This is a genomic window from Pseudomonas sp. R19M, assembly GCF_050312585.1.
Lineage (GTDB): Bacteria > Pseudomonadota > Gammaproteobacteria > Pseudomonadales > Pseudomonadaceae > Aquipseudomonas > Aquipseudomonas palleroniana.
On sequence record NZ_JBNPJV010000072.1, the window covers coordinates 44,862 to 62,865 of the forward strand.

Consider the following 18,004-nt stretch of genomic DNA (forward strand, 5'->3'; position numbering starts at 1 on the left):
AGGAGGAATCGCCCTCTAGTGGTGCAGCAGCCAGTAGCCCAGCACCAGATTGATCAGCAACGAGAGCATTGCCAGGGTTTGCCAGACTTTCAGCGGTTCACGCTCCAGCAGCGGGCGTGGCCGCACGCTCAACTCACGGCGCTCGGCCTGTTCCAGCACCAGCAGCCATTCTTCGGCGGTTTCATAACGTTGCGCGGGTGACGCCGCCACGGCTCGCTCCAGGCTGAGCGGCAGCCAGTCCGGCAGGTCAGGGCGATAGCGGCTGGCGCTGATGGCCTGGGTGAATCGGGGGCGTTGGAAGGCTTCGATCTCGCCGTAGGGGTAGTGCCCCGTCAGGCTGACGCCAACGCTATACAAATCCTGCTGGGCGGTAGGGCGTTCGCCGTTAAACGCCTCGGGCGCGATAAAGCTTGGCGTGCCGGGCAGCAGGTGGGCGCGGTCTTCCGACAGCCCCGGGCAGTAGGCCAAGCCGAAATCCAGCACACGCAGCTCACCATCGTCGCCCAGCAACAGGTTTTCCGGCTTGATGTCGCGGTGCAGGATCTGCCGCCGGTGCAACAGGCCCACCGCGCGCAGCAAACGCTCGGCAATGGATTGCCATTGGGCCAGGGGCAGAGGGCCCTGGCGCCGGAACAGCTCGGCCAGGGTCTGCCCCGGATATTCACGCATCACATAGTACAAATGCTGACGTTCGCCGGCTGCGTGTACTTCAGGAAAGGCGCGCCCGGCCACCCGGCGCAAAAACCATTCTTCCGACAGCAGAGCCTGGCCCGCGTCGCTGTCATCGTCGCAGTCCAGCGGCAGGGTTTTCAGTAACCACGGCTGCTGCTGGGCGTCGTGCACCCGGTACAGCAAGGACTGTCGACTTTGTGCCAGCACCCCTTCAACCTGCCAGCTTTCAAACCGTTGCCCGGCTTTCAGCAGCGGCGGCAACGGCCATTGCTGCAACTGCACCAACGCATCGCCGAGCGTGGCGCCGCCGAGTTGGTCGACACGCACCAGCAGGGCGCTGGCATTGTCCAGGCTGCCGGCCAGGTGCGCGGCGTTGACCAGGGTGTTGACCGCCGTATCGAGATCACTTTGCTCACGCAGGATGGTACGGATGCTGTGGTCGCCCAGGGTGGCCCAGACGCCATCGCTGAGCAGCAGGAAGCATTCGCCTGCACGCAGTTCGCCGTCGAGAAAGTCCAGCACCAGGTGTTGATCCAGGCCGAGAGCACGCTTGAGCACATGCTGCATGCCCGGCTGTTCCCACACGTGATCTTCGCTGATGCGCAACAATTGGTCGTCGAGCCAGCGATACACCCGACAGTCTCCCACATGGGCCAGGGTGAAACGTTGCCCACGAAACACCAGGGCGCTGAGGGTAGTCAGCAACGGCTGGCCGCCGCCGTTGGCTTGCAGCCAGCGATTCTGGGCGAGCAGTAACCGTTCGAGCGCCTGGGCCACGCCCCAGGTTTGCGGCGTGGCGTAATAGTCCAAGGCCAGGGCCTGCAAGGTCGAGCGTGCGGCCAGGCCGCCGTCGGCACATTGGCTGACGCCATCGGCCATGGCACATAAATAGCCTTTGCTTGCGGCCAACTCCGCCACGGGAGTGACCACCCGCAGCGCGTCCTGGTTTTCCGCCCGTGGGCCGATGGCGCTGGCCTGGGCGACGCTCAGTTGCAGGCTCATCAGACGCGCGCGGCGGTCACGGCAGCCGAGCCCCAGGTGGTCCTCCAGCGCCGTTTGACGCCGTACAGGCCGAACCAGGCCAATACGCCAAGGCTAGCAAACAACCACAGCGCCATCTGATAACTGCCGGTGCTTTGCTTGATCGCCCCCATGCCCGCCGCCAGGGCGAAACCACCGATGCCGCCGGCCATGCCGATCAGGCCGGTCATCACGCCGATCTCACGGCGAAAGCGCTGGGGCACCAACTGGAACACCGCACCGTTACCGGCACCGAGGCCGAGCATGGTGCACACGAAAAGCGCCAATGCAGCGTAGGAACTGGGTAGGTTGAAGCCCACCGCGGCGATGCAGATCGCGGCCACGCTGTACATGCCGAGCAGGGTGCGAATCCCGCCGAAACGGTCAGCCAGGGCACCGCCCAGCGGACGCATCAGGCTGCCGCCGAAGACACAGGCGGCGGTGTAGTAACCGGCGGTCACCGGGCTCAGGCCGTACTGGTCGTTGAAGTAGCCGGGCAGGGCGCTGGCCAGGCCGATAAAACCGCCGAAAGTCACGCTGTAAAAGAACATGAACCACCAACTGTCACGGTCGCCCAGCGCCTTGAAGTAGTCGGCCATGGCTTTGGGTTTCGGGCGTTCGGGGGCGTTGCGGGCGAGCCAGGCGAAGACGATCAGGGTCAGCACCAACGGAATCAGCGCAAAGCCGAACACGTTGCTCCAGCCGAACGCCGCCGCGAGGACCGGTGCCAGCAAGGCGGCGAACACCGTGCCGGAGTTACCTGCGCCGGCGATGCCCATGGCCTTGCCCTGGTGTTCCGCAGGGTACCATTGGGACGCCAAGGGCAGCGCCACTGCAAACGACGCACCGGCCATGCCCAGGAATACGCCCAGCAACAAGGCTTGTTCGTAGCTGTGGATCCCCAGTTTCCAGGCACCGAACAAGGCACTGATCACAATCACCTGGCCAATCAGCCCGGCGGTCTTGGGCGACAGCCTGTCGGCCAGCATGCCCATGACAAAGCGCAGCACCGCGCCCGCCAGGATCGGCGTGGCCACCACCAGGCCGCGTTGCTGGGTGGTCAGGTGCAGGTCGGCGGCGATTTGCACCGCCAGCGGGCCGAGCAGGTACCACACCATGAAACTCAGGTCGAAATACAGGAACGCGGCGAACAGGGTCGGGGTGTGCCCGGATTTCCAGAAGCTTGATTTCATCACGCACCTCAACGGTTGGGAGTCTGTAAGAAGGCCGAGTGATGGAGCTGCCGACCGTGGCCGCCCCATCCGCCCCATGCGCTGGGGCCAAAACGAAAAAACGCCGCCACCGGGTTTGCGAGGGCAAACCGGGTGGGCGACGTCTTTGTCGTGGAGGGGCAACCGCCGTTGGTTACCTGTGATGAATGCTTAGCAAGAGCTGCGCCAGTTCAGCCAAGCAACTCGCTCATGGCGATGATCTGTTCCGCCACCTGAATCAGTTTTTGCTGGCGGCTCATGGCTTGGCGGCGCATCAGGGTGTAGGCCTCTTCTTCATTACAGTGCTTCATTTTCATCAGCATGCCCTTGGCCAGTTCGATGCGCTTGCGCTCGGCCAACTGCTGGTCCCGTGCCTGGAGCTGGGCGCGCAGGGCCTGGTCGCTCTCAAAACGCGCCATGGCCACATCGAGGATCGGTTGCAGGCGCTGGGCCTGGATACCTTCGACGATATAGGCGCTGACGCCGGACTTGATCGCCTGGCGCATCACGCTCGGATCATGCTCGTCGGTGAACATCACGATCGGCCGTGGCTGATCGCGGCTTAACAACACCACTTGCTCCATCACATCGCGGCCGGGCGACTCGGTATCGATCAGGATCACATCCGGGCGCACCGTTTCGACGCGCGCGGGCAGGTCGATGGTCAGGCCGGACTCATCGATCACCTCGAAACCGGCCTCGGTCAGTGCGGCCTTGAGCCGGCCGACCTTGCTCGGGGTGTCGTTGATCAACAGGATTCGCAACATCGGGCACCTCCTGTCAGCGCAGAGCCTGGCGGTTCGCAGGTTCGGCCATGGCGTGCAGGCGGAAGCTGCGAGCGTAAGCGGCGGGATCGGAGCCGTCCCAGACCTTGCCGTCGATCAACTGGCTGCTGCGCATGTCTTCGTTGTTCGCGTGCACGCCCACCGCTTGGGCGGCTTGGCGATACAGCTTCAGTTGCTGCACCTGACGCGCCGTGCCGAGGTAGTCGGGGTCTTCCCGCAGCAGGCCCCAGCGGCGGAATTGGGTCATGAACCACATGCCGTCGGACAGGTACGGCAGGTTCACCTCGCCCTCGGCGAAAAAGCGCAACCCATGGGGATCTTGCCAACGGTTGCCCAGGCCATCGTCATACACACCGAGCAGGCGCGGCTCTATGCAATCGAGCGGTGCGTCGAGGTAGTCGCGGGCGCTGAGCAGCTGTGCGGTGGAGCGCCGGTTTTCCTGGCTGTTTTCGATGAAGCGGCTGGCTTCCAGGATGGCCATCACCAGCACACGCGCCGTGTTGGGGTACTGATCGACGAAAGCCTGGGTGCAGCCGAGCACTTTTTCCGGGTGGTCCGGCCAGATCGCCTGGGTCGTAGCCAGGGTAAAGCCCTGGCGTTGTTGTACCGCGCTGGCGCACCAGGGTTCGCCGACACAAAAACCATCGATTCGCCCGGCTTGCAGGTGCGCGACCATCTGCGGCGGCGGTACGACCACGCTGTCGACATCCTTAAGGGGATGAATGCCCTGGCTCGCGAGCCAGTAATACAGCCACATGGCGTGGGTGCCTGTGGGAAAGGTCTGGGCGAAGGTCAGTTTTGTTCGGCCTTGGTGCACGTGGCGTTCCAATGCCTCAGGAGTGACCACGCCTTGCTGCTGTAAATCGTGGGACAGGTTGATGCTCTGACCGTTCTGGTTGAGCCCCATCAGCACGGCCATCTCGGTAGGCGTTACGCCGCCAATGCCCAGGTGTACCGCATAGATCAGCCCGTACAGGCTGTGGGCGGCGTCCAGCTCGCCGCTGACCAGTTTGTCGCGCAGAGTGGCCCAGGATGCCTGGCGCTTGAGGTTGAGTGTGAGCCCATACGGCTGGGCAAACCCCTGAGTGGCGGCGACCACCAGGGAGGCGCAATCGGTCAAGGCCATGAAGCCCAGGTCGAGGCTGCTTTTTTCCGGAGCGTCGCTGCCGTTGACCCAGGCCAGCGGATCTGAACTCTTCATCAACACCTACCTTTTTCTCTCACAAAAAAGCGCCGTTCCTACAGATGGCCGCGCAGGCCATTGCAGGGTAACGACGCCTTTGTCCGTAAGCCCGCTCCGTCGTTGGTGCGCGCTCAGATACAGAGTGCATAGCAAGGCACATGCCACGGGCTGCCGTCAGTTTTTCATCAAGATTGAGCGCTGCCTGCCTTTCAGTATGGCCGCCTCTTAACGCCGCTCTGCCGAGGAAAACCCAAGGTGCATGCTGATTCCCCTGCAACGAGGCTCCGCCTCCGGTTGCGCAACGGGCTGTTGTGCGCGGTGCTGTTGCTGGGCTGTTTCGCGGCCTGGGCCGAGGCTTATCAGGCCAGGGATGAAAGCCTGCAGGCGCTGTTGGGCGAGCTGTCGGTGGCACTGGGCTTGCCTGTCGTGACCACTCGGGAAGTGGCTGGCAGACGGGTGAGCGGGGCGTTCGATTTCAGCGCGCCGCAACAGGCCCTGGAGGCGCTGGCCCGGCAGGAAGACCTGATCTGGCATAGCGATGGGCAAGGGCTATACGTCTACGCTGCCGCAGAGGCGAGAAGCCTGGCGGTAGGGCTGCGCCATATTGCTGTCGACGGGATGCGTCGGGCAATGCGGCGTACGGGGTTGGATGAGTCGCGCTATCCCCTGCGTGAGAACGGGGCGCGCACGTTTTATGTGTCGGGGCCGCCGAACTATGTCGAGCAAGTGTTGCGGCTGGCCCAATTGATGGACCGGCCACGCCGAGATGTGCGCCTGGGTAAGTTCTCATTGGCAGTGGTGCAGGTGTTCAACACGCATGTGGAGGATCGTCAGTACGGGGCCGGCGCCAACCCGGTGCGTTCGCCAGGGATGGCATCAATGATTCAGGCGCTGTTGTCCAGCGAGCAGAAAAGGTTACTGGCCGACGGGAGCCTTGCCCTGACCGCCTACCCGGATACCAACAGCCTGTTGATCAAGGGCACGCCTGCCCAGGTGCGGCTGATCGAAAAGCTGGTTGCCGAACTGGATGTCCCCAAGCGACCGAATGAGATTTCGGTCTGGCGAGTGGGCATGGCTCAAGGTGAGCCCACGCCGGCGTCTGGGCCGCCGCCCTTGACTGCGGTGCAGTATGAGCGCGTGCAGCGTGCGTTTGTCCGACCCGGGCGCGAGCCGCCTCCGTGAACCTGCGTTGTTTATTCGCTCGGCAGCGAATTGTCTTACCGGTAGTGGCCAAAAAGCGCCGTTCGAATGGGTTTTTTCCTAACGCGGGCTGTAAGACAGGTTTTTATAGTCGTGAGGTTGGCGGCGAGCCGGTACAGGAAATAAGGATTGGAATGTCAGTAGTCGGATGCAGAGGTGCGCATGCCCGTGATGATTGAGCACGCGACGCAGACCCTCGTCTTTGCTCACTGGACCCTGCACCCTGATGGCCGGTTGACAGGCGGGGAGGCAGATATTCAGTTGCCACCCAAGGAAGGGCAGGTGCTGCGATTGCTGCTGGCCTCGGCCGGCACGCTGGTGACCAAGGACCGTTTGCTGGAGCGGGTGTGGCCCCGCGGGGAAGTGGCTGAGGAGTCACTGACGCGCTGCATCTATGCCTTGCGCAAGCATTTGCGCGGCGACAAGGCGTTTATCAAGACGATCTACGGCCGAGGCTATCGTTTTACCTGTCCGGTGCAGGTTGAAGGGTCTGAGCGTGGGCGATTGACGCACGTGTGTCCGGGCTGTGGGCAGTTGAGCCATGTATAAGCGGTGGGGCCAAGCCGTGTTGTTTAGCCTGTTGATGGGCAGCCAGACGGCGTTGGCTTATTGCTGGGAGGAGGTTGCCGGTCGCTATGACCTCGAACCGGAGTTGCTCCAGGCCATTGCTGCCGTCGAGTCGGGTTATCGTGCCGGGGCGATGAACTACGCCAACCGTAATGGCACGCGTGATATCGGCTTGATGCAGATCAACAGCATCCATTTGCCGCGCTTGCGCAAGCTGGGCATCACCGAAGAGCGGCTGCTGAATGAGCCTTGCCTGTCTGTCGAGGTCGGCGCCTCGATACTCGCCGAGTTTATCCAACGCTTCGGCTACAACTGGACGGCCGTCGGCTCCTACAACGTGGGCGCGGGGGCAGGGGCCAAGCGCGATGCATTGCGCCTGCAATACGCACAGAAGATCTGGGCACGCTATGAGGCGTTGGTCGCCAATCGCTACTGACGATTGGGCCGCACGCCTCGCATGCGGCCTATGACCCCGGCTATAATCGCCGCCACCTTTCGCCGCCATCCGAGTCTAGCCCGCCCATGTATACCCTGGCCCGCCAGCTGTTGTTCAAACTTTCCCCGGAAACCTCCCATGATCTGTCCCTGGACTTGATCGGTGCCGGTGGCCGCCTGGGTCTCAATGGCCTGGTATGCAAGGCTGCGGCGAAAGTGCCGGTGTCGGTGATGGGGCTCGAGTTCCCTAACCCGGTCGGCTTGGCTGCGGGCCTGGACAAGAACGGCGCGGCCATCGACGGTTTTGCGCAGCTGGGTTTCGGCTTTGTCGAAATCGGCACCGTGACCCCGCGCCCGCAGCCGGGTAACCCCAAGCCACGCATCTTCCGCCTGCCGGAAGCCGAGGCGATCATCAACCGCATGGGCTTCAACAACCTGGGGGTCGATCATCTGCTGTCGCGGGTGCAGGCGGCGAAGTACAAGGGCGTCCTGGGGATCAATATCGGCAAGAACTTCGACACGCCCGTGGAGCGTGCGGTGGATGACTACCTGATCTGCCTGGACAAGGTCTACGCCCATGCCAGCTACGTCACCGTCAACGTCAGTTCGCCGAATACCCCGGGCCTGCGCAGCCTGCAGTTCGGTGACTCCCTCAAGCAATTGCTCGAAGCCTTGCGCCAGCGCCAGGAAGACCTGGCGGTGCGTCATGGCAAGCGCGTGCCTTTGGCAATCAAGATTGCCCCGGACATGAGTGATGAAGAAACCGTGCTGGTGGCTCAGGCCCTGATGGACTCGGGCATGGACGCGGTGATCGCGACCAACACGACCCTCAGCCGCGTCGGTGTTGAGGGTCTGGCGCATGGGGATGAGGCGGGTGGCCTGTCGGGTGCGCCGGTACGGGACAAGAGCACGCATATCGTCAAGGTGCTGGCGGCTGAGCTGGCCGGGCGTTTGCCGATCATTGCCGTGGGCGGTATCACCGAAGGCAAGCATGCTGCCGAGAAGATCGCGGCCGGCGCCAGCCTGGTGCAGTTGTACTCCGGTTTCATCTACAAAGGGCCGGCGCTGATTCGCGAGGCGGTGGATGCGATCGCGGCGAGCGGGCTTGCGTCGCGCTGAGCTCACCGCGCTCTTTGTAGTGAGCGGGCTCGCCCTAATGCCAGTCAGTTAAGGCTTAACGCTGTCACTGTGGGAGGGGCGGTGCGACGATTCGACTTGCTCCCGATAGCGGTGGGTCAGTCGATAAACTGCTGGCTGGCACACCCTCATCGGGAGCAAGCCCCCTCCCACAAGTTATTCATCGTCCGTTCTATCGCTTAACTGACTGGCATTAGGGCTTGCCCCGCGCGGCGGTGTGTCAGGTAAGTTTGAGCCGCCTGACACACCGCAGCGCGGGGCAAGCCCGCTCACTACAAGAGCAGCAATAAAAAGGGCTCCATAAGGAGCCCCTGGGCCGAAGCCCGCCGCCCGAATGGGGCGTGCGTGGTTAAGTCATTACAGCTTCAAAAGTGTCGTGTCGGAATTAAGTGCCCTGATTAGCCGACGGCGTGAAGTTCGTTGAGTCTGTGGATGCCCGCAGTGCCAGTCATACCGTCCCAGTTGTCGCCGCGTCCTTCTCGCCAGCCATTGATCCAGGCTTGGCGTACCGACGGTAGAGTAAAAGGGCAAAGCTCACGGGATTTTCCATGAACGCCATATTGATATCCGCGTAAAAATGCTCTTTCCAACGGATCACGCTTAAGTCTTCTCATAGGGTGTTTCCCTCACTTGTTGACTGTCTTGATATCCTTCAGCCTCATCCGAGGCCGGGCAGAGTTTTTCTGCCGTTGGTGGGCTCGCTGCCGGCGTGGCGAGCCAATGTGTCGGCGTCGTTACGGCGCCAACCTGTGTTGAGTTCTAACCAATAGGTCACATGGATTCAATGATCGTTTTGTCATAAGCACGTAACGATAACGATGCTATAGCCATAAGCTGGGATGGCTTTTCGCCCCATTTATCGGGAAAAGCCAGCTATGATGTGCCTTGCGAAGCGGATAGGTTTAATCCTTTAGTGAGAATGTCCGCCCGTTGCAGTCGGTTATTATTCGACGAAGGGTCGGAATATTACTTTCTGTTACAGCCAATTGTTTATCTGCCCCGTCAATTCAAGGCCCAAAAGCCCGGCAGCCGGGGTGGAACGGCACATTCGTGCCACGCGAGCACTCTTCGAGAAAAGTGCTTGATTGAAAACCGAGCCGGCGATGCGTCGCCCGTTCACTTATTGCTGAAAAGCCTGGAATGCCCATGTCGGACCGTTTTGAACTCTTCCTCACCTGCCCCAAGGGCCTTGAAGGCCTGCTGATCGAGGAAGCCGTCGGGCTTGGCCTTGAGGACGCCCGCGAGCACACCTCGGCCGTGCGCGGCATGGCCGATATGGAAACCGCCTACCGCCTGTGCCTCTGGTCGCGCCTGGCCAACCGTGTGCTGCTGGTACTCAAGCGCTTCCCGATGAAGGACGCCGAAGACCTCTACCACGGTGTGCTGGATATCGAATGGGCTGACCACATGGTCCCGGATGGCACCCTGGCGGTGGAATTCAGTGGCCATGGTTCCGGTATCGACAACACCCACTTCGGCGCGCTGAAGGTCAAGGATGCGATCGTCGACAAACTGCGCACCCCGACCGGCGAACGCCCGTCCATCGACAAGATCAACCCGGACCTGCGTATTCACCTGCGCCTGGACCGTGGCGAGGCGATCCTGTCCCTCGACCTGTCCGGCCACAGCCTGCACCAGCGCGGTTACCGCCTGCAGCAGGGCGCCGCACCGTTGAAGGAAAACCTGGCGGCCGCGATCCTGATCCGTGCCGGCTGGCCGCGCATTGCCGCCGAGGGCGGCGCGCTGACCGACCCGATGTGCGGTGTGGGCACCTTCCTGGTGGAAGGCGCGATGATCGCTGCCGACATGGCGCCCAACCTCAATCGTGAACTGTGGGGCTTCACCACCTGGCTGGGTCACGTCCCGGCGTTGTGGAAGAAACTGCATGCCGAGGCCGCTGAACGTGCCGCCGTCGGCATGAACAAAACCCCGCTGTGGATTCGGGGCTACGAGGCTGATCCTCGTCTTATCCAGCCGGCACGCAATAACATCGAACGCGCAGGCCTTAGCCATTGGATCAAGGTGTACCAGGGCGAAGTCGGCACCTTCGAGCCGCGCCCGGACCAGAACCAGAAAGGCCTGGTGATCTGCAACCCACCCTACGGTGAGCGTCTGGGTGATGAAGCCAGCCTGTTGTACCTCTACCAGAACCTCGGCGAGCGCCTGCGCCAGGCCTGTATGGGCTGGGAAGCGGCGGTGTTTACCGGCGCGCCGGACCTGGGCAAGCGCATGGGGATCCGCAGCCACAAGCAGTATTCGTTCTGGAACGGTGCCTTGCCGTGCAAATTGCTGCTGATCAAGGTCAACCCGGACCAATTCGTCACGGGCGAGCGCCGCACGCCCGAGCAGCGTCAGGCCGAACGTGAGCAAGCCGCCTACGATCAAGCCCCGGCCGAGCCGCAAGAGCGCCAGTACAACAAGAACGGTAACCCGATCAAGCCGGCCCCGGCTCCTGTGGTCGAGCAGGCACGCTTGAGTGAAGGCGGGCAGATGTTCGCCAACCGCCTGCAGAAAAACCTCAAGTTGCTGGGCAAGTGGGCCAAGCGCGAAGGCGTGGATTGCTACCGCGTGTACGACGCCGATATGCCGGAATACTCCATGGCCATCGACCTGTACCACGACTGGGTGCACGTGCAGGAATACGCCGCGCCGAAATCCATCGACCCGGAAAAAGCCTCCGCGCGCATGTTCGATGCGCTGGCGGCCATTCCCCAGGCGCTGAACATCGACAAGAGCCGCGTCGTGGTCAAGCGTCGCGAGCGTCAGAGCGGCACCAAGCAGTACGAGCGTCAGAGCGCCCAGGGCAAGTTCACCGAAGTCAGCGAAGGCGGCGTGAAGTTGCTGGTCAACCTCACGGATTACCTGGACACCGGTCTGTTCCTCGACCACCGTCCGATGCGCCTGCGCATCCAGAAAGAGGCCGCCGGCAAGCGCTTCCTCAACCTGTATTGCTACACCGCCACCGCCAGTGTGCACGCGGCCAAGGGCGGCGCGCGCAGCACCACCAGCGTCGACCTGTCCAAGACCTACCTGGACTGGGCGCGTCGCAACTTCTCCCTCAACGGTTTCTCCGACAAGAACCGCCTGGAGCAGGGTGATGTGATGGCCTGGCTGGAGGCCAGCCGCGATGAGTTCGACCTGATCTTCATCGACCCGCCGACCTTTTCCAACTCCAAGCGCATGGAAGGCATCTTCGACGTGCAGCGTGACCACGTGCAGTTGCTTGACCTGGCCATGGCCCGCCTGGCACCGGGCGGCGTGCTGTACTTCTCCAACAACTTCCGCAAGTTCCAGTTGGAGGACAACCTCAGCGAACGCTATGCGGTCGAGGAAATCAGCGACAAGACCATCGACCCGGATTTCGCACGTAACGCGAAGATCCACCGGGCCTGGAAAATCACCGCGCGCTGATTGCCGCAGCGCAGTGCACCTGAAAGCCGCAAACCTGAATTTTCCAGGTTTGCGGCTTTTTTACGCTGGTCAAATTCCGGACCGATGGCTATAACTTAATCCCTAGCCAAAGTGACACCCCCGCACGCTGGCGTTGTGAGTGTTGCCTATGCCTTTACCCGCTGCCCGCCCGAAAATCCTAGGCTTTATCAGTGAGCAGGCGTCGGCTTGGCTGGTGGCATTGGTGGTATTACTGGCAGGCTGCGCGCTGACGGCGGTTGTCGCGTGGGCGGCTGCCGACCTTTATCAGCAACAGGTGCGCCAGCGTTTCCAGTTGCTGGTCAATGAACGTTCTACACGCATTCAGGAGCGTTTCGAGGACCAGGAGCAACGCCTGGGCAGCCTGCGGCGTTTCTTCATCAACTCCGCTGATGTCTCTCGCGAAGAGTTCGACGGCTTCGCCCAGCCCTTGCTGTTGCATACCCGCGCCTATGCGTGGGCGCCCCGGGTATTTCGCGAGCAACGCGCTCCGTTTGAGCAAGAGATCTCCCGACAGCGCGGCAGCCCTTTTGTGATCCGTGAACTCAATGCGGCGGGCAATTTGGCCGCGGCCCCCGAGCGCGATGAGTACGTCCCGGTGCTGTACAGCCAGACCCAGAGCCTGCTGGGCTCACCCCTGGGGTTTGACCTGCTGGCCCAGCCCCTGCGCCGATCGGTCCTTGAGCGTGCGCAAAAAAGTCGCAAGCCGGCAGTGTCCCAGCCGATGCAACTGGTGGGGGTGGAGCCCGCCTACGCAGCCGGCGTGTTGTTAGTGTCGCCGGTGAGCAAAACCCCGGACGCCGAGCCCTACGGGTTTGTGATGGCGGTGATCAGCATGCGTCAGCTGGTGGCCGAGGGTTTGCCCAAGTCGACACGCGACAATCTGGTGATGCAGATCGTCGACACCTCAGATGATCAGGAACGTGTGCTGTATGCCTCCAGTAATTCGGTGGGCGACAGCGGCCTGGCCGCTGCGCGCCGGATCACCCTGGGCGACCATGTCTACATCCTGAGCCTGCGTGCCAGTAAGGTATTCGACCAGGCCAACCACTCTTCGATGAGCATGATCCTGACCATGGGCGTGCTGCTCAGTCTCTTGCTCAGTGCCTTGCTTTACGTACTGGTCAGCCAACGCCAGCGCGCCTTGAAACTGGTGGAGCAGCGCACCGTGCAGTTGCGCCTGCGCGAGCAAGAATTGCGCGGCGCGCATGGCCAATTGCGCAGTGTGCTGAATGCGGCGACCCAGGTCGCGATCATCGCCACCGACTTGCGTGGCGTGATCAACACCTTCAATGCTGGTGCCGAGCAAATGCTGGGGTTCAAGGCCGAACAGGTGTTGGGGCAACTGAGCCTGGACAGCCTGCACCTGCCTTCGGAACTGGAAGCCCGGGCCGGGTACTTGAGCGCGGCGTTGGGCAAACGTATCGCGCCTTGCCAGGCGATGCTGGTGGAAAGCCCGGACAGCCAGCATGAAGCTCGTGAGTGGACCTTGAGGCGCGAGGACGGCAGCCACTTGACGGCCAATATGCTGCCGACGGTGTTGCTCGATGAGCACGGTCTGTGGATCGGGCACCTGGCGATCTACCGCGATGTCACTGAGCAAAAACGTGCCTACGAGGCCCTGGCGGCACGCGACCGTTTGCTGAAAAAACTCAGCGCCCATGTGCCCGGTGGAATCTTCCAGTTCACCGTGGAGCCTCAGGACCGCTGGCGCTTCATCTACGCCAGTGACGGCATGCGCGATATCTATGAAATCGAACCCGCCGTGTTGCAGCAGGATGCGAGTAGCGTTCTCGAGCGTATCCATCCAATGGACGTGGAGCGGGTGCGCAACTCGATTCGTCTGTCGGCGTTGCAGTTGAGCCATTGGCGCGAAGAGTATCGGGTGCAACTGCCGCACCGGGGCCTGCGCTGGATTCGCGGTGAGGCCACGCCGGAAGAGTTACCGGGAGGCGGCACGTTGTGGCATGGCTATGTGTCGGATATTTCCGATCTGAAGCGGGTCGAGGAAGAGCTGCGCACGCTGTCGATTACCGACGCGCTGACGGGTATCCATAACCGGCGCTATTTCCAGGATCGCGTCAAGGCGGAGATGATCCGGCTTAACCGGACCTGCGGCGCATTGTCATTGATCATGTTCGATATCGACCATTTCAAGCGGATCAACGATCAGTACGGGCATGGCGTGGGCGACGGGGTTCTGCAGGAACTGTGCAAACGCATTCTTCAGCGTCTGCGTCGCAGTGATGTGTTCTGCCGCGTGGGTGGCGAAGAGTTCGTGGTGTTGTGCCCCAATACTGATGGCGATCAGGCCTACAGCCTTGCGATGGCGCTGTGGGAGTCGCTGCGCAGTGCGCCGATGGAGACGGTGGGCATCGTGACCGCCAGCTTTGGTGTGGCCAACTGGCGGGTCGACGAAGGGGTTGATGGGTTGTTGCTGCGCGCGGACTCGGCGGTGTATGTGGCCAAGCAGGCGGGCAGGGACCGGGTGGAAATGTGTGGCAGGGGCGGTGCGCCGAGTCGATTGGCTCGCGAATCCGGTGAGTCAGTCAAAATCTGGGGTGACTGACCGCCCGAATTCGCGAGTCGCTCCTGCCGGGTCAGAGCACCGGCGCTGCAGCGCTCAGTTTTGGCTGGCGATACAGGTCCAGCAACACCTGATCCAGCACCGACGAAGCGCCCCACGGCTTCGAATCGTTGAGAATGGCCACCACGACCCAGGTATTGCCATTGTTGTCCCGGCTGAACCCGGCGATAGCGCGCACGGTGTTCAAGGTGCCGGTTTTGACATGGGCTTCGCCGCGCAGGGCCGTGGTCTTCAGGCGTTTGCGCATGGTGCCGTCAGTACCGGCAATCGGCAGTGAGCTGATGTATTCGGCCGCGTAAGGGCTTTTCCAGGCGGCTTGCAGCATGGCCGCCATCTCGCGCGCACTGACCCGTTCGGCGCGGGACAGGCCGGAGCCGTTTTCCATTACCAGGTGAGGGGCGGTGATGCCTTTCTTCGCCAGCCATTGGCGTACTACGCGTTGCGCCGCCTTGGCATCGTCGCCATCGGCATCGTTGCGAAACTGTGCACCCAGGCTCAGGAACAACTGCTGGGCCATGGTGTTGTTACTGTATTTGTTGATGTCGCGGATGATTTCCGCCAGGTCCGGCGAGAACGCACGGGCCAGCACCTTCGCATCCTTGGGCACCGGTGCCTGGATATCGCGGCCCTGGATCGTGCCGCCCAACTCCTGCCAGATCGCGCGTACGGCGCCGGCAGTGTAGGTGGCGTGGTCCAACAGCGACAGGTAAGTCTGCGAACTGCAGCCATCACCCAACTGGCCACTGACCGTAACGGTCACGCTGCCATCGGCCGCAGTCGTGGGGTTGTAGCGTACGTCGCCGGTGCATTGCTTGGCGTTGTTCGCCTTGACCTGATTGTCGATGCGGATGCTCGCGATCGGTGGTTCGACCGACACGATCACCCGGCCTGAGTCGTTGCGGGTGACAAAGCGCAGGGCCTTGAGGTTGACCAGCAAGGCATCGGGCTTGACCAGGAACGGTTTGTTTTCGTCGTTGCCGTCGTCATTGAATTCCGGCAGTTGTGGCTGGTTGAAGAAACTGCGGTCCAGCACCAGGTCGCCGGTCACTTGCTGTACGCCGTTGGCACGCAGATCGCGCATCAGCAGCCAGAGTTTTTCCATGTTCAGCTTGGGGTCGCCACCCCCCTTGAGGTACAGGTTGCCGCGCAACACGCCACCGCTGAGGGTGCCGTCAGTGTAGAACTCGGTCTTCCACTGATGGTTGGGGCCGAGCATTTCCAGGGCCGCATAGGTGGTGATCAGCTTCATGGTCGAGGCCGGGTTCACCGAGACGTCAGCGTTGTAGATGGTTGGCGTGCCTGGACCGTTCAACGGCAGCATCACCAGAGACAGCGAGGTGTTCTGGATTTTGGCTTTCTGGAGGGCCTGCTGAACATTCGGGGGCAGGGTGTTATTGACGGGGGCAGCGGAGACGGAAAAGGCCAGTGGGAGGAAAAAACCGGCAATGAGCACTGAACGTAAAGATTTGATCATAAGGAATAAAACCCTGCTGCTGAGGAGGGTGAAAAGGTGAGGGGTAAATAAGAAAAATCCCTCAATGGTCATGAAAGTGTCGGCATTATGCCCCAAGGTGCATGCCGTTGTAGCTGAACGATAGCGGGTAATTGGCGTTTTTTTCAGGCACGGGACCGCTCTGCCGGCGAATTCGGCTGGTGAGCGCTTTGGATATCAAGGATTGAAGGCTTTGGAAGGGCAGCCCTGCGGCGTGCGGCTTGTAGCGAGGGGTGAGGCTTAAACAAACAGGGCCATCACGAAGGATGGCCCTGATGGCGATCAAGCAACGGGGTTGATCGGCTTTTCCGGGTACCACACGTCCAGCAATGGGCTGACTTCGGCTTTGGTCAGTTCATCGCGGGACTTGAGCCAGGCTTCAACCTTGGCACGCTGCTCTTCGCTGACCGAGCCACGCTTCTGCAGGCAGACCAGACCGTAGTCGTCACCGCCGACGTAGCCCAGGCCGTTGGCTTCCATGGCTTCTTTCAGGAACGCGTCGAGAAATGCATCGATTTTATCGTCAGCCAGATTTTCCTTGAATTCCAGGTTCAGCTCGAACCCCAATTCCTGGAACTCGTCCACACACAGTTTTTTGCGCAGACGCTGGGAGCGGTTAGTGGCCATGAAAACATTCCTCTTAATAAATATCGGTGCGCACTCTACCAGTTAATAGGCCTGGCTGCCCCATTTGCGTGCTATCACCGTCTGCCGCCCGGCAGAAATCCGATGTTTGCCGGGGCGGTAAAGTCTGCCGGGGTGGGCTTGATAAACAGTGGTTTGTACCACTCGGCGGGTCTTTTTAACCGTTTATGCATGGCTTCATGGTGGTGTAATAAATCCATGCTGCCGCGATGCCATGACTGACCCCTGACGGATACCCACTTATGCCAGCTCCCTTGATTGCTGTAGAAACTTCTCCCGACTTGCCGACGGATGCTGATGTCGTGGTGATTGGCGGTGGAATCATCGGTTCCTTTACTGCTTATTACCTGGCCAAGCGCGGCATGAAGGTCGCCCTGGTTGAAAAGGGCCGCATAGGCGCCGAGCAATCGAGCCGTAACTGGGGCTGGTGCCGTCAGCAAAATCGCGATGCGCGCGAGCTGCCGATGTCTACCAAGAGCCTGGATCTGTGGGAGCAGTTCGCCGCCGAGACCGGCGAGCAAACCGGCTTTACCCGTTGTGGCCTGCTTTACCTGAGCAACGACGAAAAGGAGCTCGATACTTGGGCACGTTGGGGCGAGTTCGCCCGTTCGGTAAACGTCGAGACTTATATGCTGACGGCACAGCAAGCCGCTGACCGCGGGCGGGTGACCGGCAAACCGTGGAAAGGTGGGGTCTACTCACCCACCGACGGCATCGCCGATCCCTCCCGCGCCGCCCCCGCGGTCGCCCGCGCGATCATGGCGCTGGGCAGCACGGTGCATCAGGACTGCGCGGTCCGGGGCGTGGAAACCGAAGGCGGTCGACTGTCTGCGGTGGTGACCGAAAAAGGCACCATCCGCACCCGGCTTGCCGTGCTCGCCGCAGGCGCCTGGGCTTCCTCGTTCTGCCGCCAATACGGCATTCGTTTTCCCCAGGCGACCATTCGCCAAACTGTGCTTCGCGTGTCGCCTCCAAGCCTGGAGCTGCCGAGTGCGCTGCACACTACCTATGCCTCGATGACGCGCCGTTTCGATGGCAGCTACACCCTGGCGATCAGTGGGCGCGGGCGTGTCGACCCCACTCCGCAGTTGCTCAGCTTTGCACCGCAGTTCCTGCCGATGTTTCAACGCCGCTGGCGCAACCTCGCCGTGGGTGGCTTCGAGGGGGTGAGGGCGGGTCATGAAGGCTGGAAGCGCTGGCGCCTGGACGCGCCGACGCCGATGGAGAAGATGCGGATTCTGGATCCGACCCCGGACGCCTCAGCGGTCAAACTGACCTACCAGCGCGGGACGCAACTGATACCGGCGCTTAAAGACTCAACGGTGACTGCCGCCTGGGCGGGGTATGTGGACAGCACGCCCGACGGCGTACCCGGCATCGGTGAAATGGCCAACCTGCCCGGGCTGATATTAGCGGCAGGCTTCAGTGGGCATGGGTTTGGAATCGGGCCGGGAGCGGGGCATCTGATCGCGGACATTGTCAGTGGCGCGCAGCCTATCGTGGATCCTACGCCTTATCATCCCGACCGCTTCAAGTCATCGGCGTGGGGCAAAGTCGCGGATTTCTGAAGTCGCAGACATCTGAAAAGGGGGCTTGCTCCCGATAGCGGTAGGTCAGTTGATACATAAGTGACTGACCATC

General features: G+C 61.7%; 14 protein-coding genes. 7 read left to right on the forward strand and 7 right to left on the reverse strand.

Annotation, left to right across the window (positions count from 1 at the left end; genetic code table 11):
* Positions 1 to 15: 15 nt before the first annotated feature.
* The 4 genes from ACQRBT_RS15320 to ACQRBT_RS15335 form a co-directional block, all read right to left on the reverse strand.
* Positions 16 to 1,674, reverse strand: a complete 1,659-nt coding sequence (locus ACQRBT_RS15320; RefSeq protein WP_412047099.1) for a protein kinase domain-containing protein — start codon at positions 1,672 to 1,674, stop codon at positions 16 to 18.
* A complete protein-coding gene (locus tag ACQRBT_RS15325) occupies positions 1,674 to 2,885 on the reverse strand; it encodes a nitrate/nitrite transporter (RefSeq protein ID WP_060756217.1) in 1,212 nt (403 codons plus the stop codon). Before ACQRBT_RS15325 ends, ACQRBT_RS15320 begins: the two co-directional genes overlap by 1 nt.
* A 209-nt stretch (positions 2,886 to 3,094) precedes the next feature.
* Positions 3,095 to 3,670, reverse strand: coding sequence for an ANTAR domain-containing response regulator (locus ACQRBT_RS15330; protein WP_060756216.1), 576 nt, complete (start codon positions 3,668 to 3,670; stop codon positions 3,095 to 3,097).
* A 13-nt stretch (positions 3,671 to 3,683) separates the two neighbouring features.
* On the reverse strand, positions 3,684 to 4,889 hold the full coding sequence (locus ACQRBT_RS15335; protein ID WP_412047100.1) for a CmpA/NrtA family ABC transporter substrate-binding protein: 1,206 nt from the start codon (positions 4,887 to 4,889) through the stop codon (positions 3,684 to 3,686).
* A 276-nt stretch (positions 4,890 to 5,165) separates the two neighbouring features.
* Between ACQRBT_RS15335 and ACQRBT_RS15340 the strand changes: the two genes are divergently transcribed.
* The 4 genes from ACQRBT_RS15340 to ACQRBT_RS15355 all read left to right on the forward strand — a co-directional run bounded on the left by ACQRBT_RS15340 (position 5,166) and on the right by ACQRBT_RS15355 (position 8,192).
* Entirely contained in the window at positions 5,166 to 6,053 is an 888-nt protein-coding gene (locus tag ACQRBT_RS15340; protein ID WP_412047101.1) for a secretin N-terminal domain-containing protein, read from the forward strand.
* A 180-nt stretch (positions 6,054 to 6,233) separates the two neighbouring features.
* Entirely contained in the window at positions 6,234 to 6,620 is a 387-nt protein-coding gene (locus ACQRBT_RS15345; RefSeq protein ID WP_090369303.1) for a winged helix-turn-helix domain-containing protein, read from the forward strand.
* On the forward strand, positions 6,613 to 7,074 hold the full coding sequence (locus tag ACQRBT_RS15350; protein WP_412047102.1) for a transglycosylase SLT domain-containing protein: 462 nt from the start codon (positions 6,613 to 6,615) through the stop codon (positions 7,072 to 7,074). The genes ACQRBT_RS15345 and ACQRBT_RS15350 overlap by 8 nt, the downstream gene beginning before the upstream one ends.
* Positions 7,075 to 7,160: 86 nt before the next feature.
* Positions 7,161 to 8,192 carry a quinone-dependent dihydroorotate dehydrogenase gene (locus ACQRBT_RS15355; protein ID WP_060756211.1) on the forward strand — a complete coding sequence of 344 codons (1,032 nt, stop codon included), beginning with the start codon at positions 7,161 to 7,163 and terminating at the stop codon, positions 8,190 to 8,192.
* Between the two features lie 416 nt (positions 8,193 to 8,608).
* Here the strand turns inward: ACQRBT_RS15355 and rmf are convergent, their stop codons facing one another.
* The gene (rmf, locus tag ACQRBT_RS15360) at positions 8,609 to 8,824 is read right to left on the reverse strand and encodes a ribosome modulation factor (protein ID WP_002553055.1); all 216 of its coding nucleotides are present in this window, start codon (positions 8,822 to 8,824) and stop codon (positions 8,609 to 8,611) included.
* A gap of 532 nt (positions 8,825 to 9,356) precedes the next feature.
* Here rmf and rlmKL point away from each other — a divergent pair.
* Both rlmKL and ACQRBT_RS15370 read left to right on the forward strand, forming a co-directional pair.
* Positions 9,357 to 11,621, forward strand: a complete 2,265-nt coding sequence (gene rlmKL / locus ACQRBT_RS15365) for a bifunctional 23S rRNA (guanine(2069)-N(7))-methyltransferase RlmK/23S rRNA (guanine(2445)-N(2))-methyltransferase RlmL (protein WP_090369306.1) — start codon at positions 9,357 to 9,359, stop codon at positions 11,619 to 11,621.
* Between the two features lie 148 nt (positions 11,622 to 11,769).
* The gene (locus ACQRBT_RS15370) at positions 11,770 to 14,208 is read left to right on the forward strand and encodes a sensor domain-containing diguanylate cyclase (protein ID WP_412047103.1); all 2,439 of its coding nucleotides are present in this window, start codon (positions 11,770 to 11,772) and stop codon (positions 14,206 to 14,208) included.
* A 31-nt stretch (positions 14,209 to 14,239) separates the two neighbouring features.
* Here the strand turns inward: ACQRBT_RS15370 and dacB are convergent, their stop codons facing one another.
* Together dacB and ACQRBT_RS15380 are read right to left on the reverse strand one after the other, a co-directional pair.
* Positions 14,240 to 15,700, reverse strand: coding sequence for a D-alanyl-D-alanine carboxypeptidase/D-alanyl-D-alanine endopeptidase (gene dacB, locus ACQRBT_RS15375; protein ID WP_104994510.1), 1,461 nt, complete (start codon positions 15,698 to 15,700; stop codon positions 14,240 to 14,242).
* Positions 15,701 to 16,000: 300 nt separating this feature from the next.
* Positions 16,001 to 16,345, reverse strand: a complete 345-nt coding sequence (locus ACQRBT_RS15380) for a YggL family protein (protein ID WP_060756208.1) — start codon at positions 16,343 to 16,345, stop codon at positions 16,001 to 16,003.
* Between the two features lie 260 nt (positions 16,346 to 16,605).
* Between ACQRBT_RS15380 and ACQRBT_RS15385 the strand changes: the two genes are divergently transcribed.
* Entirely contained in the window at positions 16,606 to 17,931 is a 1,326-nt protein-coding gene (locus tag ACQRBT_RS15385; protein WP_161549604.1) for an NAD(P)/FAD-dependent oxidoreductase, read from the forward strand.
* Positions 17,932 to 18,004 lie beyond the last annotated feature (73 nt).